The sequence below is a fragment of the Tepidimonas sp. genome (assembly GCF_029335975.1).
GTDB lineage: Bacteria > Pseudomonadota > Gammaproteobacteria > Burkholderiales > Burkholderiaceae_C > Tepidimonas.
On record NZ_JARJMT020000186.1, the window covers coordinates 1 to 22,341 of the forward strand.

The following is a 22,341-nucleotide window of genomic DNA, read 5'->3' on the forward strand; positions in this document are numbered from 1 at the left end:
GCGGTGCTGATAGGCTGCCACGGGTTCGAGCTGAAAGACCTGCGGGCCGACCGGTTGCTTGAGGTCGATGACCAGCCGGACCGTATCCGGCGAGAACAGGCCCACCCGCACCCGGGCCACGAAGGGATCGTCCGGCTGCACCCGCTGCACCAGCTCCTGTAGGCTGGGCAGCAGATCGGCCCCACGGATGTCCACAGCCAGCCGTGGCGGTTCGGCTACGTATACGGGGGTGACCTGCAGTGCGGTGTCCGACTCGATGGTGACGCGCGTGTAGTCGCGCGCGGGCCAGACACGCACGCCCACGACCCGTGCTGCCCAGACTGGCCATGCCACTGCACCGCCCGTCAGCAGCATCAGGGCGCGCAGGCAGCGCAGCGCGGCGCGGCGGTGGGGGTTCGGCCCCGTCATCATGACAGGGCCGCCAACAAGGCCGAGCCGCGCGGGCTGTGCGCGGTGAGGGCGATGCGGCGGGTGTCGTCCCCCTCGTGGTGGAACAGCAGATCGAGGTCGGGCATGGGTAGCAACGATCCAGCCTTTTCGGGCCATTCGACGAGCTTGAGCCCGGGGGTGGCGAACAGTTCCCGCAGGCCGGCGTCTTCCCACTCTCGGGGGTCGTCCAAGCGATACAGATCCGCATGCCAGGCGGGTGGCAGCGCAGGGCCGCTTGCTGGGGCGGGCAGGCTGTAGGGCTCTACCAGCGCATAGCTTGGGCTTTTGATGCGCCCGGTCACGCCCAAGGCCTGCAGCAGGTGTCGCGCGAAGGTGGTTTTTCCCGCACCCAAATCGCCGCGCAGGGTCAGCAAGGCGTTGGCCAGTGTGGGGTCCTCGCGCATGGCGCAGGCCAGCGCCTGGGCCAGGCGGGCGGTGTCGTCTTCGTTGGCGGCGACCCTAACGGATGTCCAGGCGGGCGTCGGGGGCGCTGTGGGTGAGCAGGGCATGGACTTTCTACAATCGAGCAGCATGCAGCCACGATTCGTGCCACCCGCTTGGGGTCCGCAGACCGATCCGCCGTCCGGTGCCACGAGGGCCTCGGGCGAGGGGCTGGTCGAGCGCATTCGGGGGTGGGCGCATGATTTGGGATTTTCCCAGATCGGCATCAGCGGCGTGGACCTCTCGAGTGCGGAGCCCGGCCTGCTGGCCTGGCTGGCGGCGGGCTTTCATGGGGGCATGGCCTACATGGCCCGGCATGGTCTGCGGCGCGCCCGGCCAGCCGAGCTGGTGCCTGGTACGCTCAGCGTCATCACCGCACGCATGGACTATTTGCCCCGGGGGGCACCGCCCGATTGGCGCGACCGCGAGTGGACGCGGCTGGCCGATCCGGAGGCGGCGATGGTTTCGCTCTACGCCCGCGGGCGCGATTACCACAAAGTGCTGCGCCGTCGCTTGCAGCAGCTCGCGCAGCGCATCGAGGCGGAGTTGGCTGGCCCCGCTGGCAGCGACAAACCCGTGGCGCTGCGTGCTTTTACCGACTCCGCCCCCGTCCTCGAGGTGGAACTGGCCTCGCGCAGCGGGCTGGGCTGGCGCGGCAAACACACGCTGGTGCTGCACCGCGACGCGGGCTCGATGTTTTTTCTGGGCGAGATCTTCATCGACCGCGCGCTGCCGCCCACGCCACCCGTATCCGGGCACTGTGGGCGTTGCCGTGCCTGCCTGGACATCTGTCCGACCGGGGCGATCGTTGCACCGTATCGACTGGATGCGCGGCGGTGTATCTCTTACCTCACCATCGAGCATGATGGGCCCATCCCGGTGCCCTTGCGTCGCGCGCTGGGCAATCGCATCTATGGCTGCGACGATTGCCAACTCGTGTGCCCTTGGAATAAGTATGCCCGCCGCAGCACGCTGCCCGACTTCGATGTGCGCGAGGCGCTGGCCGCGCCGCGCTTGCTGGACTTGTGGGCGTGGGGCGAAGCGGATTTTTTGCGTCACACCGAAGGCAGCGCCATTCGACGCATCGGTTATATGCGCTGGCGGCGCAACCTCGCCGTGGCCCTGGGCAATGCCCGGGCGGCGGCGCGTGCCCGCGGTGACGTGGCGGCGCAGGCGGCGCTGGCCGCGGCACTGGCCACGGCGCACGACGACCCGGCCACGCCGCCCATGGTGCGCGAGCACATCCACTGGGCGCTGCTGGACTAATATGCGGTCATGGCTGCGCCACCCCCGCCCCCACCCGAGCGCTCGCGTGTCGTGCGCGGGTCCAGGCCTGTCTGGGTCCGGGCTTGGGGGCAGGCCTGGGGGCACTGGGGAGCGTTGTTGAGGCTGACAGGCCGGGTGTTGGCATGGGCCTGCATGCGCTCCAGCTACCGAGGCGCACGCTGGACGGCGCTGGCCGAGCAGCTCGTGGCTGCTGCCGTCCCGACCGTCTGGTGGTATGCGGTGCTCTCAGCCCTGTTCGGGCAGGTGCTGATTCGCATCGTCGTGGTCACCGCCATCAGCTATGGCCTGACCCAGTATGCGGTCGAGATGGTGGTGCGTGTGCTGGTGCTGGAGCTGATCCCGCTGAGCGCCGCCTTGTTCGTGCTGTTGCGGGTCACCCTGGGTCATGGTTTGGCCCTGCAGCGGCTGCGCGAGCAAGGCGCTTTTGACGCCTTACGCCGCTCAGGCGGCGACCCCATGCGCGAATTGGCCTTGCCCCGTGTGTTGGCAGGGGTATTTGCCACGCTGCTGTTGGTGGCGCTCAGCAGCGCGTTGGCGCTGGTTCTCGCCTATCTCAATCTGTATGGGTTTACCCCCTGGGCCTTGGAGAGCTACACACGGGCAGTGGGCCAGATATTCGACCCGGCGGTGACCTTGATATTCGCACTCAAGACCCTGGGGTGCGCTCTGGCGGTCTCCCTGGTACCGATGGCTGCGGCCTTCGAATCCGTGCCACAGGGCGAGGTTCGCGCCCTGGTGCGCACGGCGGCGGTGCTGCTGTTCGTGGAACTCGCGTCCCTGATCGGTAACTACTATTGAGGCATGCGCAACGCGTCCGATTTCCCCTCCGAAGCTGCCGAAACCCGTGCGTCCGCAGTGGAGCGCCGGGCCCGCTGGTTGTTGGTGCTGCTGGCCGGGCTGCTGGTTGCTTCGGCCGCCTATCTGCTGTATGCACGTGGGGTGTTCGAGCCCACGCAAACCCTGGTGCTGGTTGCCGACGACGCCGAGGGCGTCAGCGTCGGCATGGACCTGACGTTTTCCGGTTTTCCCATCGGGCGAGTGCGGCGTATCGAGCTGGGCGGGGACGGCTACGCCCGCATCCTGGTGGATGTGGCGCGGCGCGATGCCCACTGGCTGCGCGAAAGCAGCGTCTTTACCATGGAGCGGGGCTTGGTCGGCGGCACCCGCTTGCGCGCCTACACCGGCGTGCTGGACGGGCCGCTGTTGCCCGACGGCGCCCAGCGCCAAGTGCTGCGCGGCGACGCGCTGGCAGATCTGCCACGCATGGTAAACGCCGCGCGCGAGTTGTTGGAGCTAATCAAGGCCATGACCGAGCCCGACGCCCCGCTCAACGCCGGCCTGCGCGAGGTGCGTCAGCTTCTGCACAAGGCGAACGGGCGCGACGGCGTGCTGGGTGTGCTCATGGGCAATGAGGCCGACCGGACACGGGTGACGGCCGCGCTGGACGATGTGCGCCGTTTGTTGCAGCGCCTGCAGGCCGTGGCTGACCGTGCCGAGGCGCTGGTGCAGCGCGCCGACCAGCGCATGTTTGGCGCGCAAGGGCTGGCCGACGATGTGCAGGCTGGCGCGCGCGAGGCCCGCGACCTGCTGGTCGGCCTGCGTTCGACCCTGCAGCGGGTGGACGGCGTCCTGGCAGAAGTGCATGGCATTGCGGCCAACACCCGGGTCGCGACGCAGGACCTCGACGCCCTGCGCGTCGAGGTCGAAGCGACGCTGCGCCGTGTCGACGGCATGATCTTGGACATTCAGCGCCGTTGGCCTTTTGGCCGCGAAGCCGAGGTGAAATTGCCATGAGACCGCGCTGTGTATCCCCTTGGGGGAGTCGGAGCGAGCGGCCCTGCCCCGTGTCCAGGGTGCTCTCGGTGCTGGCTGGGGTGGCAGCCTTGGCTGGATGCGCTGCCCCGACCGTGCCGGCATGGCGTATCGAGGCCAGCCATGCCGTCGAGCAAGCCGTGGCCTCCACGCTCGCCGGCCGCACCCGCGCGGCTCAACAGCAATGGCGCTCGGCGCAAGCGGCCGCGGCCAGCGCTGGCCGGGCCGACGCGCTGGCGCGTGTCGCGCTGGCGCGCTGTGCCGTGGAACAGGCCGCCTTGGCGCGCGATGCTTCCTGCGCTGCGGCGCAGCCATACCTGGCCGATGCCGGCCCTGCGGAACGGGCGTACGCCGCCTACCTGGCACTGGCGCAGGCGGGCGAAACGGCCAGCGCGCCCGCCGAGACTGTGATCAACGACTTGCCCAGCCCGCACCAAGCGATCGCCCGTGCGCTGCACGACGGTGCCGCACCGGCGGAGCTGGCGCGGCTGCTCGCGGCCATGGACGATCCTTTGGCGCGGCTGGTTGCCGGTGGGCTGCTCTGGCATGCACAGCGTCTGGATGCCGCTGGGGTATCGCTGATGGTCGAGACCGCCTCGCAGCAGGGGTGGAGGCGCCCGCTTGCGGTCTGGTTGGGCGTTCAGGTGCGATTGGCCGAAGCAGCCGGTGACCCCGAAGGCGCCGCCCGAGCCCAACGGCGGCTGGACTGGGTATTGGGAGCGGATGCCACCGGTGCGCGATGAGCGCCTGAACGCCTGCGGGTATTGCGGCACAATGCACCCTGTGGGTATTTAGTCCTGCCACACCCCAAACGGGCTTTAGTTCCGCCCTGGCCGCCCCGGCCTTTTAGCCAAAGTATCCTTGCTTATGAAAACGAAATTTCACCTCAACAAACGTTCCCCTGGCCGCCATGGCACTGCGGGCACACAGCCCCAGCCCGGGGGCGGCTTTGTCGTCGCGCTGGTCGACGAGCGTTATTTGGCGTGGTTGGCCTCGCAGGTCAGCGGCAAGCCACGCGCGGCCATCCAGCGCGCCCCGCTGCCAGCCGTATTGGCGCATCTGGCCCGATTGTCCGGGGCCGAATCTGCTCTGCTGCGCACGGTGCTCTACACCGATGCGGCGCCGACCGAGCTGTACGACGATGTGGTGCTGCGCCTGGTGCCAGCGCATGCCACCGATGGGGGCTTGGCTCTGGTCCGGAGCATGGGCCAGGAGATGACCCAACTGGCCCGCCACGGGGCCGCCTGGCTGCTCGTGGCCAGCGACGATGAGCGCCTCATCCCTTATATCGACGAAGCCCAAGCCCACGGGGCGCGCGTGGTGTTGGTCGCAGACGATGCGGTGCACGACTTTGGCCGACTGGCCGCCGATGATCCGAGCTGGGCCCGTCTGCTGATGCAGGCCGACCGGCGTGTGGCCGTGCCGGTGGGGGCGTGGGATGCACTCACGACGCCGGGCGCTGGCTACTACGCCCAGCGCACCAGCCAGCCCGAGGACGCAGAGTCCGATGGCAGCGGCAGCGGTGTCCCCCATAGCCATGCACAAGCCGAACCCGACGAGCAATGGCGTGCACAGGTCAGCCGCATCATCCAGGACTGGTGGGCCGACGAGCCGCAAGACGAGCGCCTGGACCTGGCCGACGCCATGCGCAGCCAGCACGGTGTGCCGCCAGAGACCGACCGGCGCATCCTGATGCAGATCCGGCGCGAGCTGGGCCGCAACCTGAGCTTCCCGGAAAAGCGCCTGATGCGCGAGATGGTGCGCACCATCGTGCTGGGTGAGCCGGCCGAGCCCGCATCGCCCGCGCCGGCCGACGCCGTCCTGACCGCCTGACGCCGTGGACCCCCTGGGCGCGCTCGATCCCACGTCCGAGCCGGCACGCCTGGGGCGGGAGCTGGCGGCCTGGTTCTGCACGGCACCGGGGCGCTATCTGTTGGCGTGGGAGGCACAGCGCTTCGCCGACGCAGTGGCCGACGCATTCGGCTACCATGCGCTGCAGCTCGGCCTGCCAGAGTTGGACACGCTGGCGGCCAACCGCATGCCGCACCGCTGGCTGGCCGCCCCCGAAGAGCAGGCGCCCAACCTGGACACTGCCGACGCGTGGCCGCGTGCGATGGATCTCGTGGCACACGCGGCGGCGCTGCCGTTTCCCTCCGCCAGCCTCGATCTGGTCACGTTGCCGCACACGCTGGAGCTCAGCGCCGATCCGCACGCCGTGCTGCGCGAAGTCGAGCGGGTGCTCGTGCCCAACGGACGCGTCGTCATCAGCGGACTGAACCCGCTGAGCTTGTGGGGTTTGCGCCAGGGGCGCGCGCACCTGGCCGCACGCATGGGCCTGACTGGCACCCGCTGGGCGCGTCTGTACCTGCCGGAAGCGGGTGCCTTCATTGGACTGTGGCGGCTGCAGGACTGGCTGCGGCTGCTCAGTTTGGAGGTCGAGCAGCAGGCCCACGGCTGCTACCGCCCTGCCGTGCGCAGCGAGCGCTGGCTGCAGCGCTGGGCGTGGATGGACCGCTGGGGCCCGTGGGCCTGGGCGCCTTTGGGCGCCGTGTACTTCGTCGTCGCCGTCAAGCGTGTGCGCGGCATGCACCTGCTGGGGCCGGCTTGGCGGCCGACGCGTGCCGCCACCGCACCAGCCGTCGTGGCACGCCGCGATGGCGATCCCTCTGCACCATGACCGACGTCACCATCTACACCGACGGGGCCTGCAAGGGCAATCCCGGGCCTGGCGGCTGGGGCGCGCTGCTGCGCGCCGGCCAGGCCGAAAAAGAACTGTGGGGCGGCGAGCCGCAAACCACCAACAATCGCATGGAGCTGACCGCAGTCATCCAGGCGCTGGCGGCGCTCAAACGCCCGTGCCGCGTGCACCTGTATCTGGATAGCGAGTATGTGCGCAAGGGCATCACCGAATGGCTGCCCGGTTGGAAGGCGCGCGGCTGGAAGACCGCCGAGCGCAAGCCCGTCAAGAACGACGATCTGTGGCGCGAGCTGGACGAACTGGTGCACGGACGTGGCCACGAGATCCACTGGCACTGGGTGCGTGGACACAGCGGCGACCCCGGCAACGAGCGCGCCGACGCGCTGGCCAACCGAGGCGTGTCCGGGGGCTGAGCCTCGGCCGGATCATCGCCCGCGTCGATACCGTGTAAATGCGGCTGCGCTACAGTGCTGGTATATCGACGACCACGGTAGGGACACAGCATGGCTTTAGGCAACAGACCGGTGGCATGGCTGGCGGGGGCCGCATTGATCGCGTTGGCCGCGGGCGCCTGGTGGTGGCAGCGGCCGGCGCCGGCAGGTGCTGGTCCCGGGCCTGCATCTGCCACGGCCACCACCGGTGCGCCGGCCGGTCCAGGGGCGGCCCTGGGGGGTGGGGCGCCTGGCGGGCGTGCGGCAGGCCCCGGCCGCAGCGGCCCGCCGGCGGTGGAGGTCGCGCCGGTCCAGATCGCACCGATGATCGAAGAGGCGCAAGCGGTCGGCACGCTGGCGGCGCGCCGGCGCGTGGTCGTACGGCCAGAGGTGGCCGGGCGCATCGTCGCCATCGGCTTTACCGATGGTGCCCCGGTGCGCCAGGGGCAACTGCTGGTGCAGCTGGATGACGCCCTACCGCGTGCCGAGCTGGCACAGGCGCAGGCGCAGTTGGCGGTACAACAGGCCAACCTGCGCCGCAACGAGGAGCTGGTGGCGCAGGGCTTTGTGGCGCAGCGCGTGCTCGACGAGAGCCGCGCCGCCGTGCAGGTGGCGCAGGCGCAGGTCGATCTGGCGCAGGCGCGGCTGGCGCGCACGCGCCTCGTGGCGCCGTTCGATGGCGTGGTCGGTATCCGCACTGTGCACGTCGGCGAATATGTCAAGGACGGCGCCGAGCTGGTGCACCTGGAGGACCTGTCGCAACTGGTGGTGGATTTCCGCCTGCCCGAGCGGCTGCAGCCGCGCGTGCGCATCGGCCAGTCGCTGCAGCTGCAAGTCGATGCACGCCCAGGGCAGGCGGTGCCGGCGCGCATCGCCGCCATCGATCCGGCGTTGGATGTCGACGGGCGGGCGCTGGTGGTACGGGCAGCGCTGGATGGCGGCCGCCACGGGCTGCAGCCCGGCATGTTCGTGCGCATCACGCTCGAGCTGGGGCGCGACGAGGCTGCGCTGCTGGTGCCCGAAGAAGCCATCGTGCCGCAAGGGCAGCAGTTCTTTGTCTGGCGGCTGCGCCCCGCCGCGGGCGATGCTTTGCCAGAGGTCGAGCGCGTCGCGGTGCGCCTCGGGCTGCGCCGCGACGGCCAAGTGCAGGTCACGCGGGGCCTGCAGGCCGGTGACACCGTCGTCATTGCCGGCCAGCAGCGGCTGCAACGCGACGGCATGCCGGTGCGGGTTGTCGATCCGAAGCGGCCGGGTGCCTGACGCGGCGTGAGGAGCAGCCCATGCAGTTGCCTGAAATTGCCATCCGCCGCCCGGTGTTCGCCACTGTGCTGTCGCTGCTCATCGTGCTGGTGGGCTGGGTTTCGTTTCAGCAGCTCGCCGTGCGCGAGTACCCGAAGATCGACGAGCCGGTCGTCACCGTCACCACCCGGCTGGCCGGCGCCTCCAGCGAGGTCATCGAATCTACCGTCACCCAGCCATTGGAGGATTCGCTGGCCGGCATCGAGGGGGTGGACGTCATCAGCTCGATTAGTCGACCGGAGCAAAGCCAGATCACGGTGCGCTTTCGGTTGGAGCGCGACCCGGACGCCGCCGCAGCCGAGGTGCGCGACAAGGTGGCGCGCGTGCGCGGTCGATTGCCGCAGGCAGCGGACGAGCCCGTGGTGGCCAAGGTGGAGGCAGACGCTTTTCCGGTCATCTGGATCGCGCTGTCGTCCGATCGCTACAGCCCGCTGGAGCTGACCGATCTGGCCAACCGCATCGCCAAGCCGGTGCTGCAGACCGCCAGCGGTGTGGCAGAGGTGCGCATCTTCGGCGAGCGGCGCTTTTCGATGCGGGTGTGGCCGGATCCGGATCGCTTGGTGGCTCACGGCCTGACCGTGCAAGACTTGGAGGATGCCCTGCGCCGCGCCAATCTGGAGGTGCCGGCTGGCCGTGTCGAGGGCCGCCAGCGCGAGTTCAACGTCACCGCTGCCACCGACCTGCGCACGCCCGAGCAGTTCCGTGCCGTGGTCATCCGACAGGCGGGCGGGCTGCCGATCCGCGTCGGCGATGTGGCGCGCGTGGAGCAGGGCGCGGCGGACGAGCGCACTTCCGTGCGCCTGAACGGCCGCGATACGGTGTCGCTTGGCGTCATTCGCCAGGCCACGGCCAATCCGCTGGAAATGTCGGCTGCCGTGCGCGCGCTTCTGGACAAGGTGCGCGCCGACCTGCCCCCCGGCATCGATGTGCAGGTCGCCAACGACAACTCGGTGTTCATCGACCGCTCGATCCAGGCCGTCTACGCGACGATCCTGGAGGCGGTGGTGCTGGTGACGCTGGTCATCGTCGTATTTCTGCGCAGCGCGCGCGCCTCCATCATCCCGCTGGTGACGATTCCGGTGAGCCTCGTGGGTGCCTTTGCGCTGATGGCGCTGTTCGGCTTCACCATCAACACGCTGACGCTGCTGGCGTTGGTGCTGGCCATCGGACTGGTGGTGGACGATGCCATCGTCGTACTGGAAAACATCCACCGCCACATCGAGGAGGGCATGACGCCGCTGGCCGCGGCGATCAAGGGCGCGCGCGAGATCGCGTTCGCGGTGGTGGCGATGACGCTGACGCTGGCGGCGGTGTACGCGCCGCTGGCCTTCACGCCGGGGCGCACCGGGCGGCTGTTCGCGGAATTCGCGCTGGCGCTGGCCGGGGCGGTGCTGGTGTCGGGGTTTGTGGCGCTGACGCTCTCCCCGATGATGTGTGCCAGGCTGCTGCGCCACCAGCCGCGGCCGGGCTGGTTCGACCGCACGATGGAGCGCTCGCTGCAGGGCCTGACGCGCGGCTACGGTGCGGCCCTGGCGGTGGCGCTGCGCTGGCGCTGGGCCGTAGTGTTGCTGATGCTGGCCAGCGCGGCGGCAAGCGCCTGGCTGCTGCGCACCACCAAGCAGGAACTGTCGCCGCTGGAAGACCGTGGCGTGATCCTCAACATCGTCAACGCGCCGGATGGGGCTACCGCCGCCTACACCTCGCGTTACGCCGCTGCCATCGAGCGCATCGGCGCGCAGTACGAGGAGTTCGACCGCATCTTCGCGCTGGTGGGCAATCCAACGGTGTCGCAGGCCACCGTGTTCTTTCGCGCCAAACCGTGGGAAGAGCGTCAGCGCTCGACTCTGGAGCTGGCGCGCGAGATTGCGCCAAAATTTGCTGGCCTGCCGGGCGTGACGGCCTTTCCCATCACGCCGCCGTCGCTGGGGCAAGGCTTTCGCGAGCGGCCTGTCAACTATGTCATCACCACCAACGACAGCTACGCCAACCTGGCGCGCGTGGTCGGCGAGTTCCAGCGCCGCATGGCGCAGTATCCGGGCTTTCTGCAGGTGGACACCGATTTGCGCATGAACAAGCCCGAGCTGCGGCTGGAGGTGGACCGCGAGCGCGCCGCGGCACTGGGCGTCAACATCGACACCGTGGCGCGCACCGTGGAGACCATGCTGGGTGGCCGCGTGGTGGGCCGCTACAAGCGCGAGGGCGAGCAGTACGATGTCATCGTGCAGACCTCGGCAGACGACCGCAGCGTGCCGCAGGACATCGACCGGCTCTACGTGCGCGGGCGCAACAATGCGATGGTGCCGCTGTCGGCCCTGATCCAAGTACAGGAGGTGGTGGCCCCGCGCGAGCTCAACCACTTTGCACAGCGGCGCAGCGCCTCCATCACCGCCAACCTGGCGCCGGACTTCGCGCTCGGCCAGGCACTGGCCACCATGGATCAGATCGCGCGCGAGGTATTGCCGGAGGGCTATATCACCGATTTGAACGGCCAGAGTCGGGAGTTTCGCGCCGCCTCAGGGGCGTTGGCGCTGGTGTTTGTTCTGGCGCTGCTGTTCATCTACTTGGTGCTGGCTGCGCAATTCGAGAGTTTTCTCGACCCCTTCATTATCTTGCTGTCGGTGCCGCTGTCGATGTTGGGGGCGCTGGCCGCACTGAAGTGGAGCGGTGGCACCCTTAACGTCTTCAGCCAGATCGGTCTGGTCACGTTGGTGGGCCTGATCACCAAGCACGGCATCCTGATTGTGGAATTTGCCAACCAACTGCGCCAGCAGGGGATGGAGACGCTGGCTGCCGTGCGCCGCGCCGCCGAGTTGCGCCTGCGCCCGATCCTGATGACCACTGCGGCGATGGTGCTGGGAGCGATTCCGCTGGCGCTGGCCAGCGGTGCCGGCGCGGAAAGCCGCCAACAAATCGGCTGGGTCATCGTTGGCGGCATGAGCGTCGGCACGCTGCTGACCGTCTTCGTTGTGCCGACGATGTACTTGTTACTGGCCCGCCGTCGCGTGCCCGGACCAGATCGCACCGTGGCGGAAGTTGGCGCCCGAGCGTGAACCGATGAGGTACTGAGCGGCCGCGTCACCCGCTGCTCACAACACCTCACTGGCAAAATCCGCCAGCCGCGAGCGCTCTCCGCGTGCCAGCGTGACATGGCCGCCGTGCGGCCAGCCCTTGAAGCGGTCGACCACATAAGTCAAGCCTGAGGATCCCTCGGTCAGGTAAGGGGTGTCGATCTGCGCCAGGTTGCCCATACAGACCAGCTTGGTGCCGGGCCCGGCGCGGGTGATGAGGGTCTTCATCTGCTTGGGCGTGAGGTTTTGCGCTTCGTCGATGATGACGTATTTGTTGAGGAAGGTGCGGCCGCGCATGAAGTTCATGCTCTTGATCTTGACGCGGCTGCGAATCAGATCGTTGGTTGCGGCGCGGCCCCATTCGCCGGCGCCGTTGCGCGCGCCCTGGGCCAAAAACTCCAGGTTGTCGTCGAGCGCGCCCATCCACGGCCCCATCTTTTCTTCCTCGGTGCCGGGCAGAAAGCCGATGTCCTCGCCAACGCTGACGGTGGCGCGCGTCATGATGATCTCGCTGTAGCGCCGCTCGTCCAACACCTGTGTCAACCCCGCAGCCAGCGCCATCAGCGTCTTGCCGGTGCCGGCGGTGCCGGCCAGTGTGACGAAGTCGATGTCCGGATCCATCAGCAGGTTGAGCGCGAAATTTTGCTCGCGGTTGCGCGCCGCCACGCCCCAGACGGCGTTCTTCAGGTGCGTGTAATCCTTCAGCGTGCGCAGCACCGCGGTCTTGCCGCGCAGCTCGACGACGCGGGCGTACAGCGCCGGCTCGCCCGGCGCCTCGTAGTAAACGAATTGATTGAGCAGCAACTGCTCGACGATGGCGCCGCCGATGCGGTAGAAGGTGTGACCGGCTTGTTGCCAACTCTCCACGGTTTTGTTCTGGCGTGTCCAGAAATCCGCTGGCAGCGCCAGTGCCCCGGTGTAGAGCATGTCGGCGTCGTCGAGCGTCTTGTCGTTTTCGTAGTCCTCGGCGGTCAAGCCCAGCGCACGTGCCTTGATGCGCATGTTGATGTCTTTGGACACCAGTACGACGTCGCGGTCGGGGTGGCGGGCCTTTAGAACCTGCACCACCGACAGGATTTGGTTGTCGGCCTTGCCCTGCGGTAACTCGTCGGGCAGCGCATGCGGCAGCAGTTCCGTCTGGAAAAACAGTGTGCCGGTGGCTTCGCCGTTGCCCAGAGTGGCAAGGGCCAGTCCGTGGCGGATGTCTCCGTTGGCGCTGGCGGCCAGCGCGTCGAGCGTGCGGCTGGCCTGGCGCGCGTTGCGCGCGACCTCGCTCATGCCTTTTTTGTTGTTGTCCAGCTCTTCCAGCACGATCATCGGCAGGAAGATGTCGTGTTCCTCGAAGCGGAACAGGCAACTCGGATCGTGCATCAGCACGTTGGTGTCGAGCACGAACAGGCGCTTTTGGCCTGTATGGCGGGAGCGGCGCCGCGCAGTGGGGGCCGCTGCCGCGGTAATGGGGGCGGGCGCGGTGGCGAGGGACGGCGCCGAGCGGGCAGATGCCTCACTCATGGAGGATGCCCCCTTGCGTTGACCCGTGCGTCGGGGGCGCGCTGGGGGAGCGGCAGCGGGCAGGGGGATGCTGGCGGCTGCTGCAGAGGGTGCAGGAGGCGGTGTGGCAACGGTGTCGGCTGCCGACTTGGGCGGTCGAGTTGCTGCGGCGCGGGAGGCTGTTTTGAGATCGACGCGATCGGCCTTGCGGCTGGGAGGCGGAGGCAATGGCATGCGGTGATCATGCCAGAAAAAGCGCAGCCGCCCATGGGGCGGCTGGTCGTTGGGGTCGGTGGGCGATCAGTCTGTCAGCTTCAAGCCACTTTCTTGAGCATCTTGACGGCTTTGAGGACCTCGTCCACATGACCAGGGACCTTGATGCCGCGCCACTCTTGCAGCAAGATGCCCTCGGGGCTGATCAAAAAAGTGCTGCGCTCGATGCCCTTGACCTTTTTGCCGTACATGATCTTGTTCTTGACGACGCCGAACATGTGGCACATTTTCTCTTCCGTGTCGGCGATCAGGTCGAACGGCAGTTCCAGCTTCGCCTTGAAGTCTTCGTGCGATTTAAGGTTATCGCGTGAAACACCGAGCACCTGTGCCCCTGCCGCGATAAACTCCTGGTACTGATCGCGAAACTGCAGCGCCTCGGTCGTGCAGCCGGGGGTGTGGTCTTTGGGATAGAAGTACAGGACCAGCGTCTGGCCAAGGTGGGATTGGTGGGTGACTTTGATGCCGCCGGTCGCTTGGGCTTCGAACTCTGGAATCGGTTTATTGACGACGACGGCCATGAAGTAATTCCCCTGCGTGTTTGGATGATCGAGTGGGTCCGCGAGGAACCGCCGAACCCCCCGGTATTTTAGCGCATTGCGGTGGGCTCTCAGACCAACTCGGAGACGTCAATCAACAAGGCGGCGACCACCCGTCGGCCCTCACCCGCCAGAATGTTGTAGGTGCGGGCCGCGGCCATGGTATCCATGGTCTCTACGCCGATGCCGCGCTCGATCAGGCCCCGCAACAGGGGCGGAGGCACGAAACGCAGCCGCTGCCCGCTGCCAAAGAGGACGACTTCGGGTGCGTCGGCGGCCAGCTGGTCGAAGTGCTGGGCCGTGAGTTCCGCGTGGCGGCGGCAGTCCCATGCCCGCAGTCGGCCGCTGGCGCTGACGACGATGCTGCTGTCGTACCGCTGGCCACCCACCACCACCCAACCGGGGCCGTGGGCCTGTATGGATAAGGTGTCGATGCGGTCGGGCTGAAACTTCATGGCGGGCACAGTCGCCAGGAATGACCGGCAAACTGTGGTGAAATTATAGGCCCGCCCCCTTTGTGGCGGCATTCGCGCCGCCCCGATCCCGATTCAAGCGCCATGTCTTCCACCGTGATCCACAAGTCTGCCAAACTGGCCAACGTCTGCTACGACATCCGTGGGCCCGTGCTCGAGAAGGCCCGCCAGATGGAGGAGGATGGGCACAAGATCATCAAGCTCAACATTGGCAATCTGGCCGTGTTTGGGCTGGAGCCACCCGACGAGATCGTGCAGGACATGATCCGCAACCTGCCGCAGGCAGCGGGCTACACCGACAGTAAGGGGCTGTTCGCGCCGCGCAAGGCGATCGTGCACTACACGCAGGAAAAGCGCATCGCCGGCGTGACGGTGGACGATGTCTACCTTGGCAACGGGGCCAGCGAGCTCATCACGATGAGCATGAACGCGCTGCTCAACGCCGGCGACGAAATTCTGGTGCCAGCGCCGGACTATCCGCTGTGGACGGCGTCGGTGTCGCTGTCGGGCGGCACGCCGGTGCACTATCGGTGCGACGAGGCCAACGGCTGGATCCCAGACTTGGACGACATGGCGCGCAAGATCACGCCGCGCACCAAGGGTATCGTGGTCATCAACCCGAACAACCCGACTGGCGCGCTGTATTCGGTGGACGTGCTGCAAGCCATTGTGGATCTGGCGCGTCGGCACGGGCTCATCATTTTTGCCGACGAGATCTACGACAAGGTGCTCTACGACGGCAACGCCCACACCTCGATCGCGTCGCTGGCCGATGATCTTTTGTTCGTGACCTTCAACGGCCTGAGCAAGAACTACCGCTCGTGCGGCTACCGCGCCGGCTGGATGATCGTCTCGGGCGACAAGCGCCGCGCCAAGGACTACATCGAGGGCCTCAACATGCTGGCCTCGATGCGACTGTGCGCCAACACGCCGGGGCAGTTGGCGATCCAGACCGCGCTGGGCGGCTACCAGAGCATCAACGACCTGGTGGCGCCAGGCGGGCGGCTGTGCCGCCAGCGTGATCTGGCGCACCGGCTGTTGACCGAGATCCCGGGCGTGAGTTGCGTCAAGCCCAAAGCGGCGCTGTACATGTTCCCGCGCCTGGATCCGCAGATCTACCCGATCGAGGACGACCAACAGTTGGCTTACGACCTGCTGGCCGAGGAGAAGGTGCTGATCGTGCAGGGCAGCGGCTTCAACTACCCGACGCCGGACCACTTCCGGCTGGTGTTTTTGCCGCATGAGGATGACCTGGCCGAGGCAATCGGACGCATCGCGCGATTTTTGGGCCATCTGCGGCGCCGCTATGGCTCCGAATGAGGGTCGACAACTCTCGGTTTTTTTTGACCTTGGCAACCGTGACCATGAGCAATCTACCCCCCATCCAAGTCGGCCTGCTGGGCATCGGCACCGTCGGCAGCGGCGTTTTTCGCGTGCTGCAGCGCAATCAAGAAGAAATCCGCCGCCGCGCCGGCCGTGGCATCGCGATCACGATGGTGGCCGACCTGGACACCGAGCGCGCGCACTCGATCGTGGGCGATGCGGCGCAGGTCGTGGCCGATGCGCGCGCGGTCATTGCTAACCCTGCCATCGACATCGTCGTGGAGCTCATCGGTGGCTACGGCATCGCACGCCAGCTGGTGATGGAGGCAATCGAGGCGGGCAAGCATGTGGTCACTGCCAACAAGGCGTTGTTGGCGGTGCACGGCAGTGAGATTTTTGCCGCCGCGCAAACCAAGGGCGTGATGGTGGCCTTCGAGGCGGCGGTGGCCGGCGGCATCCCGATCATCAAGGCGCTGCGCGAGGGTCTGACCGCCAATCGCATCGAATGGGTGGCCGGCATCATCAATGGCACCACCAATTTCATTCTGACCGAGATGCGCGACAAAGGGCTGGATTTCGATGTCGCGCTAAAAGAGGCGCAGCGGCTGGGCTATGCCGAGGCCGACCCGACCTTTGATATCGAGGGAATCGATGCCGCGCACAAGGCGACCCTGATGAGTGCGCTGGCTTTCGGCATTCCGGTGCAGTTCGACAAGGCCTATGTCGAGGGCATCACGAAGCTGCAGGCCGCCGACATCCGCTACGCCGAGCAGCTCGGCTACCGCATCAAGCTGTTGGGCATCACCAAGCGGGTGGTCGGCGGCGTGGAGCTGCGTGTGCATCCGACGCTGGTGCCGGCCAAACGGCTCATTGCCCATGTCGAGGCAGCGATGAATGCCGTCGTCGTGCAGGGCGATGCGGTGGGCACCACGCTGTACTATGGCAAGGGTGCGGGCAGCGAGCCGACCGCCAGCGCCGTCATCGCCGATCTGGTGGATGTGACGCGCCTACACACCGCCGATCCACAGCACCGTGTGCCCCATCTGGCATTCCAGCCGCATGCGATGAGCGACCTGGCCGTGGTGCCGATGGCGCAGGTGGTCACCGGATCCTACCTGCGTTTGCGGGTAGCGGACCAGCCAGGCGTGCTGGCCGAGGTCACTGGCATTTTGGCGCGCGCCGGCATCAGTATCGACGCCGTGCTGCAGCGCGAGGCCGACGAAGTGGGCGGCGAGGGCAGCACCCAGACTGACCTGATCATTTTGACGCACGACACCACCGAAGGTGCGATGGATGCGGCACTGGCAGTGATGCAGGCGCTGCCGACGGTGCTGGCGCCCATCGTGCGCATCCGCAAGGAGGAGCTCGCCTGATGCGGTACCTGTCCACGCGCGGCCACCCCGAACGCCGCCATTTCAGCGACATTTTGTTGGAAGGGTTGGCCCCGGATGGGGGGTTGTATCTGCCCGAGCACTACCCGCGGCTGGATGCGCAGGACCTAGCGCGTCTGCGTCGCGCCTATCATGAGCAGGGCTACGCCGAGTTGGCGTTCGAGATTCTGCGTCTGTACATTGACGATATCCCCGCCGACGATTTGCGTGCCCTGCTGCGGCGCACCTACACCGCCGAAGTGTTCGGCACAGGCGAGATCGTGCCGCTGCGCCACCTGGAAAACGGCCTGTGGTTGGAGGCGCTGTCCAACGGGCCGACGCTGGCGTTCAAGGACATGGCGATGCAGCTGCTCGGCCAGCTGTTCGAGTATGAGCTGGCGCGTCGCGGCGAGACCCTCAACATCCTGGGGGCCACCAGTGGCGATACCGGCAGCGCCGCCGAGTACGCGATGCGCGGCAAGCGCGGCATCCGGGTTTTCATGCTCAGTCCCTACGGACGCATGAGTCCGTTTCAGCAGGCCCAGATGTACAGCCTTCAGGATCCGAATATCCACAATTTCGCGATCGAGGGCGTGTTCGACGACTGTCAGGACATCGTCAAGGCAGTCAGCGCCGATCTGGACTTCAAGCGCCGCTGGCGCATCGGCACCGTCAACTCGATCAACTGGGCGCGGCTGCTGGCGCAGGTGGTGTACTACGTGGCGGGTTGGATTCAGGCGACCGAGCATGACGACCAGCGCGTCAGTTTCACGGTGCCGAGCGGCAATTTCGGTAACGTCTGCGCCGGGCACATCGCGCGCATGATGGGGCTGCCGATCGAGCGACTGGTCGTGGCCACCAATGAGAATGACGTGCTCGATGAGTTCTTTCGCACCGGAATTTACCGCGTGCGTGACAGTGCGCATACCTACGAGACCTCCAGCCCGTCGATGGATATCAGTAAGGCGAGCAACTTTGAGCGCTTCGTCTTCGACTTGCTGGGGCGTGATGCCGAGCAGACACGCCGGCTGTTCGCCGAGGAGCTGGCGCGCCACGGGCGCTTCGACCTGTCGGCGCACCCAGCTTTTGCGCAGGTGCGCGAGGTATTTGGCTTTGCGAGCGGGCGCAGCGTCCACGCCAACCGGCTACAGACGATCCGCGACGTGTGGCAACGACACGCGATGCTGATCGATCCGCACACCGCCGATGGCGTCAAGGTGGCACGCGAGCAGCTGCGGCCGGGTGTGCCGATGATCGTGTTGGAGACGGCGCTGCCCATCAAGTTCGCCGCTACCATCGTCGAAGCGGTCGGGCGCGAACCGGAGCGTCCGGCAAAATTTGCTGGAATCGAGTCGTTGCCCAAGCGGGTGCAGGTGTTGCCGGCGGACGTCGAGCGGGTCAAGGACTGCATCGTTGCCGCCTGCGCGGATGGAGGAGCGTGTGAATGAATGGGAAAGCCACAACACCTGCCGCAGGGCCTGCCCGCCCGGGCCTGATGAGGGTTGAAGACGCGCTGGAACGTCTGCTGGCTGCCATCGATCCGGTCACGGAGACCGAGACGGTCCCCACAGCTGGGGCGGCTGGTCGAATCTTATCCGAAGATGTGGTTTCGCCCCTGGATGTGCCGGGTTTTGACAACAGCCAGATGGACGGCTATGCCGTGCGGCGCGAGGACGTCGCCCGCGCCCTGGCCAGTGGACGACCTTTGCCGGTGGTGCAGCGCATTGCGGCCGGGCAGTTGGGCTGCGCGCTGGCCCCGGGCACGGTCGCCCGCCTATTCACCGGCGCGCCCATGCCGGCGGGTGCCGACGCCGTCGTCATGCAAGAGGACGCGTCGCCCGCCGACCCCCCGGAAGATGCGGACACGGTCAGGGCCGATTACGGTTGGGTGCGCTTGGGTGCCGTCCCTGCCGAGGGACAATGGGTGCGTCATCGTGGGGAGGATGTGCGCGCGGGGGCGATCGTGCTGCCAGCGGGCACACGCCTGTCGGTTGCCGATTTGGGTCTAGCCGCCTCCATCGGCAGCGCGACTTTGCGGGTGCGTCGCCGCCTGCGAATAGCGTTGGCATCTACCGGGGACGAGTTGATCCAGCCGGGCGAACGGCCAGCCGATCGCCTGCCGCCTGGGGCGATTTACAACTCCAACCGGTATTTTCTGGAGCCGATGCTGCGGCGGCTGGGATGCGAGGTGACCGTTCTGGACCGCATCCCAGACGACCGTGCTGCGACCCAAGCCGCTTTGACCGAAGCGGCCCGCGACCACGATGTCATCCTCACCACTGGCGGGGTTTCGGTGGGCGAAGAAGACCATGTCAAGCCGGTGGTGCAGGCTTTGGGGGCACTGGAGCTGTGGCAGATCGCCATGAAGCCCGGCAAGCCGTTTGCCCATGGTTGGATCGACCGGGTGCACGTCGCAGGGCACGGGCGGTGCCATGTTCTGGGGCTACCGGGCAATCCAGTGTCCAGTTTCGTGACCTTTGTTCTGTTGGCTCGGCCATTTTTACTGCGTTTGGGCGGAGCGACGGCGACGCCGACGCTCCCGCCCGCGCTGCCGATGGTGGCGCATTTCGACTGGCCGCGCGCCGACAAGCGCCGAGAATTTTTGCGGGTGCGGCGCAACAGCGCGGGCGGATTGGATCTGTTCCCCAATCAGAACTCGTCGGTCCTGACCTCGGTGGCCTGGGCGGACGGTTTGGTGGACAACCCGGCTGGCGGTGTGATTGCGCACGGCGACACGGTGCGTTATCTGCCTCTGACTGGGTTGCTCGATTAGCACAGGTGTTCCCGCGGCTGCGCCATGACGTTGCCGAGTTCAGCCAACCAATCGGCCGCAGCGGCGCGCGCTCTGCCCTTTCGAAGGTTTTTGGGCCGACGACTGATCAGCGGTGCGCTGGGGTTGATCGCCGTCATGTCCGTCATGGTCGCGGCGGGTATCGTCTGGCCCATGGCCGAGCAGGCGGCCAGCAACGCGTTCGATTCGTTTGCCAAAGAGGCCGATGCGCGCTTACAGGCGGAATTGGGTTCGGCTCCTGCGGCCTTGCAGATATTCGGGCACGCTTTGCAGCTGCAGCCCGTGTCGGTCGATGAGCCCCGTCCGTTCATCGAGCGGGCCCGCCGGGCCATGCAAGCCATGCCCTTGGTGACCTCGATCGTGGTGGGCAACGATGCCGGTCAGGGCTGGCTCATGTTGTGGCGGTCCGAACAGCGAGAGTGGTTGGTGCGCCTGACGGATCGAGGCCGCTGGGGCGACGAGCATCAATTTTTCGCCCTGGACGAGCAGGGGCGAGTGCTGCGCGGGTGGCGTGAGCGCCTGGCCTACGATCCACGTGAGCGGCCCTGGTATCGCTTGGCGCTGGACGCGCCGGGTTCCGTGCGCTGGACCGATCCGTACGTACTCTTTACCACTCGCGAGCCGGGGATCACGGCTGCCGTGGCCTGGCAAGATGCAGGCGGTGCGTTTTGGGCCGTGGGCTTTGACCTGCGGGCCAATGAAATCGATGCGCTCACCAAGGCCCTGCCCATTGGTCCGCGCAGCGTGGCCCTCGTGATCGATGAGCAGGGGCGGGTATTGGGACAGTCCCATGCGGCCCTGGCTTTACAGCCGACATCTGAAGGGGGCTGGCGATTGCCTCGCGTCGACGACGTGGCGCATCCCATCCTGAGCCAAGTGCTGTCATCCGCTGGTCTGAGTTCGGGGACCACTGAGCCCACCCAGCGGACGCGAGCAGTCGGGCCGCTGGATAATCGCTGGCTGGTGGCGCCGCGCGCAGTGACCTTAGGGGATCACGCGTTCGTGTTGTGGCTGGCTGCTCCTTGGAGAGATTTCGTCCCCGATCTGGTGCGCTGGCTGGCGATGCTGGGCGTGTTCGGCGCGGCGGCTGCGCTCGGGGCAGCGTGGCTGGCCAGACGCAGCGCACGGCGGCTGGTCGAGCCCGTAGAGTATCTCGCTGCTGCCGCACGCGAAGTCGGACAATCGTCTGCCATCCAGCTCGTGCGCACAGACTGGACCATCGCCGAGCTGAATGTCTTGGCGCGCTCGTTGAACGACTCCCGGCGCCGACTGCGTATCTTTCATCGCCAACTCAAGCGCCGCGAAGCGCAACTGCAGCGCGAAGTCCAAGCGCTCGGCGCGGCAGAGCAAAAGCTCGTGCATGTCGGGCTGCACGATCCGCTGACCGATTTGCCCAATCGTCGCCTCCTGCTCGAGCGTATCCCCCGCGCGCTGGCTCGATCGGTTGGGCGCGGCGCCTCTATGGCGGTGTGTTACTTGAACTTGGACCGCTTTCAGGAAATCAACGAAGGCTGGGGACACGAGTGCGGGGATACGCTTTTGGTGCAAGTGGCCCAGCGTTTGTCCAGACAGCTTCGCGGCGGAGACACGCTGGCGCGGCTCGGCGCAGACGAGTTCGTTCTCGTTCTGGAAGAAGTCACCTCTGACAGTGCCCTGCAGAGTGCGCGCGCCGTGCTGGCGACTCTGGAGCCGCCGTTCGACATCGACGGGCACCGCTTCCATATTTCGGCCAGCATCGGTATCAGCCTGGCACCGCGTGATGGCCAGGACGCACTGGCCCTGCTGCGCTGCGCCAGCGTGGCCATGCATCGTGCCAAATCAACGGGCCGTGCGCGCATCGAAATGTATCAGGCCGGCTTTGCCCAGCGCACCAACGAGGCGCGCGAGATGCGTGAAGCGCTGGCGCATGCGATCGAGGAGCGCAAGATCGAGCTGTGGTGGCAGCCCCAAGTCGATCTGCGAGACGGGCGGATCGTCGCGGCGGAGGGGTTGATGCGCTGGAACCATCCCCGTTGGGGCTGGGTGCCACCATCGACATTCATCCCCTTGGCTGAAGACGGTGGCCTGATCGAGCGGTTGGGCTTGCTCGTGCTCGATTTGGCCATAGAACATGGACAGCAACTCGACACCGCCGGCTGGACGCTGGATCGGCTGGCCATCAATGTTTCGGCACTGCAGCTTCAGCGAGACGATTTCGACGCCCAGGTACTGCGGCGGCTCGACAGGAGTGGCTGGCCTGCTCGCCGATTGGAGCTGGAAATCACCGAAAGCGTTTTGCTGGATAGCGATGAAGCGCGAGAACGCCTGAAACGCCTGGAAACCCATGGCGTGCGCCTGGCGGTGGACGATTTTGGTACGGGTTACGCGTCCTTGGCGTACCTGCGGTCTTTGCCGTTAGACGTCCTCAAAATCGACGCGAGTTTCGTGCGCGACATCGGTACTTCGCCGCAAGCCGACGCCTTGATCGAATCCCTCATTCAACTCGGCCATGCGGTGGGCTTGGAGTTGCTGGCCGAAGGCGTGGAAACCGAGGCGCAGCGCGCTTTTTTGGCTGCCCGCGCCGTGCCACGGGCTCAGGGCTATCTGTGGTCCCCCGCTCGGCCCTTGAACGACTGGCTG

At 66.9% G+C, this 22,341-nt stretch carries 19 protein-coding genes; 14 read left to right on the plus strand and 5 right to left on the minus strand.

What is annotated here, in order from left to right; translation table 11 throughout:
• Both P3W97_RS10355 and tsaE read right to left on the minus strand, forming a co-directional pair.
• Positions 1–411: AMIN domain-containing protein (locus P3W97_RS10355; RefSeq protein ID WP_300846457.1), on the minus strand; the 411-nt coding region annotated here is incomplete at its 3' end.
• On the minus strand, positions 408–938 hold the full coding sequence (tsaE, locus tag P3W97_RS10360; protein ID WP_300846459.1) for a tRNA (adenosine(37)-N6)-threonylcarbamoyltransferase complex ATPase subunit type 1 TsaE: 531 nt from the start codon (positions 936–938) through the stop codon (positions 408–410). The genes P3W97_RS10355 and tsaE, both read right to left, overlap by 4 nt.
• Before the next feature lie 22 nt (positions 939–960).
• Between tsaE and queG the strand changes: the two genes are divergently transcribed.
• The 9 genes from queG (at position 961) to P3W97_RS10405 (ending at position 11,447) form a co-directional block, all read left to right on the plus strand.
• Positions 961–2,136 (plus strand): tRNA epoxyqueuosine(34) reductase QueG, encoded by a 1,176-nt coding sequence (queG, locus tag P3W97_RS10365; RefSeq protein ID WP_300846461.1) that lies wholly within the window; start codon positions 961–963, stop codon positions 2,134–2,136.
• A 9-nt stretch (positions 2,137–2,145) separates the two neighbouring features.
• Positions 2,146–2,955: an ABC transporter permease gene (locus P3W97_RS10370; protein ID WP_300846463.1), complete on the plus strand. Its 810-nt coding sequence runs from the start codon at positions 2,146–2,148 to the stop codon at positions 2,953–2,955.
• Between the two features lie 3 nt (positions 2,956–2,958).
• On the plus strand, positions 2,959–3,951 hold the full coding sequence (locus P3W97_RS10375) for an MlaD family protein (RefSeq protein ID WP_300846465.1): 993 nt from the start codon (positions 2,959–2,961) through the stop codon (positions 3,949–3,951).
• Positions 3,952–4,001: 50 nt separating this feature from the next.
• Positions 4,002–4,712, plus strand: a complete 711-nt coding sequence (locus P3W97_RS10380) for a hypothetical protein (RefSeq protein ID WP_300846467.1) — start codon at positions 4,002–4,004, stop codon at positions 4,710–4,712.
• A gap of 124 nt (positions 4,713–4,836) precedes the next feature.
• Entirely contained in the window at positions 4,837–5,802 is a 966-nt protein-coding gene (locus P3W97_RS10385; RefSeq protein ID WP_300846469.1) for a hypothetical protein, read from the plus strand.
• A gap of 61 nt (positions 5,803–5,863) precedes the next feature.
• A complete protein-coding gene (locus P3W97_RS10390; protein WP_300846493.1) occupies positions 5,864–6,646 on the plus strand; it encodes a methyltransferase domain-containing protein in 783 nt (260 codons plus the stop codon).
• On the plus strand, positions 6,643–7,080 hold the full coding sequence (gene rnhA / locus P3W97_RS10395; protein WP_300846471.1) for a ribonuclease HI: 438 nt from the start codon (positions 6,643–6,645) through the stop codon (positions 7,078–7,080). Before P3W97_RS10390 ends, rnhA begins: the two co-directional genes overlap by 4 nt.
• Positions 7,081–7,170: 90 nt before the next feature.
• Positions 7,171–8,358, plus strand: a complete 1,188-nt coding sequence (locus P3W97_RS10400; RefSeq protein ID WP_300846473.1) for an efflux RND transporter periplasmic adaptor subunit — start codon at positions 7,171–7,173, stop codon at positions 8,356–8,358.
• A gap of 20 nt (positions 8,359–8,378) precedes the next feature.
• Positions 8,379–11,447, plus strand: a complete 3,069-nt coding sequence (locus tag P3W97_RS10405; RefSeq protein WP_300846475.1) for an efflux RND transporter permease subunit — start codon at positions 8,379–8,381, stop codon at positions 11,445–11,447.
• Between the two features lie 36 nt (positions 11,448–11,483).
• Here the strand turns inward: P3W97_RS10405 and P3W97_RS10410 are convergent, their stop codons facing one another.
• From P3W97_RS10410 to P3W97_RS10420, 3 genes are all read right to left on the minus strand, one after another.
• On the minus strand, positions 11,484–13,190 hold the full coding sequence (locus P3W97_RS10410; RefSeq protein WP_300846477.1) for a PhoH family protein: 1,707 nt from the start codon (positions 13,188–13,190) through the stop codon (positions 11,484–11,486).
• Between the two features lie 80 nt (positions 13,191–13,270).
• The gene (locus P3W97_RS10415) at positions 13,271–13,747 is read right to left on the minus strand and encodes a peroxiredoxin (protein ID WP_300846479.1); all 477 of its coding nucleotides are present in this window, start codon (positions 13,745–13,747) and stop codon (positions 13,271–13,273) included.
• 89 nt (positions 13,748–13,836) lie between these two features.
• Positions 13,837–14,220 carry an Mth938-like domain-containing protein gene (locus tag P3W97_RS10420; RefSeq protein ID WP_300846481.1) on the minus strand — a complete coding sequence of 128 codons (384 nt, stop codon included), beginning with the start codon at positions 14,218–14,220 and terminating at the stop codon, positions 13,837–13,839.
• A gap of 102 nt (positions 14,221–14,322) precedes the next feature.
• Between P3W97_RS10420 and P3W97_RS10425 the strand changes: the two genes are divergently transcribed.
• The 5 genes from P3W97_RS10425 to P3W97_RS10445 all read left to right on the plus strand — a co-directional run.
• Positions 14,323–15,558: a pyridoxal phosphate-dependent aminotransferase gene (locus P3W97_RS10425; RefSeq protein ID WP_300846483.1), complete on the plus strand. Its 1,236-nt coding sequence runs from the start codon at positions 14,323–14,325 to the stop codon at positions 15,556–15,558.
• A 44-nt stretch (positions 15,559–15,602) separates the two neighbouring features.
• Complete coding sequence (locus tag P3W97_RS10430) at positions 15,603–16,934, plus strand: homoserine dehydrogenase (protein ID WP_300846485.1); 1,332 nt, start codon at positions 15,603–15,605, stop codon at positions 16,932–16,934.
• On the plus strand, positions 16,934–18,379 hold the full coding sequence (thrC, locus tag P3W97_RS10435) for a threonine synthase (RefSeq protein WP_300846487.1): 1,446 nt from the start codon (positions 16,934–16,936) through the stop codon (positions 18,377–18,379). Before P3W97_RS10430 ends, thrC begins: the two co-directional genes overlap by 1 nt.
• Before the next feature lie 47 nt (positions 18,380–18,426).
• The gene (gene glp, locus P3W97_RS10440) at positions 18,427–19,704 is read left to right on the plus strand and encodes a gephyrin-like molybdotransferase Glp (protein ID WP_300846489.1); all 1,278 of its coding nucleotides are present in this window, start codon (positions 18,427–18,429) and stop codon (positions 19,702–19,704) included.
• Between the two features lie 135 nt (positions 19,705–19,839).
• The coding region (locus P3W97_RS10445) for an EAL domain-containing protein (protein WP_300846491.1) at positions 19,840–22,341 on the plus strand (2,502 nt) is incomplete at its 3' end.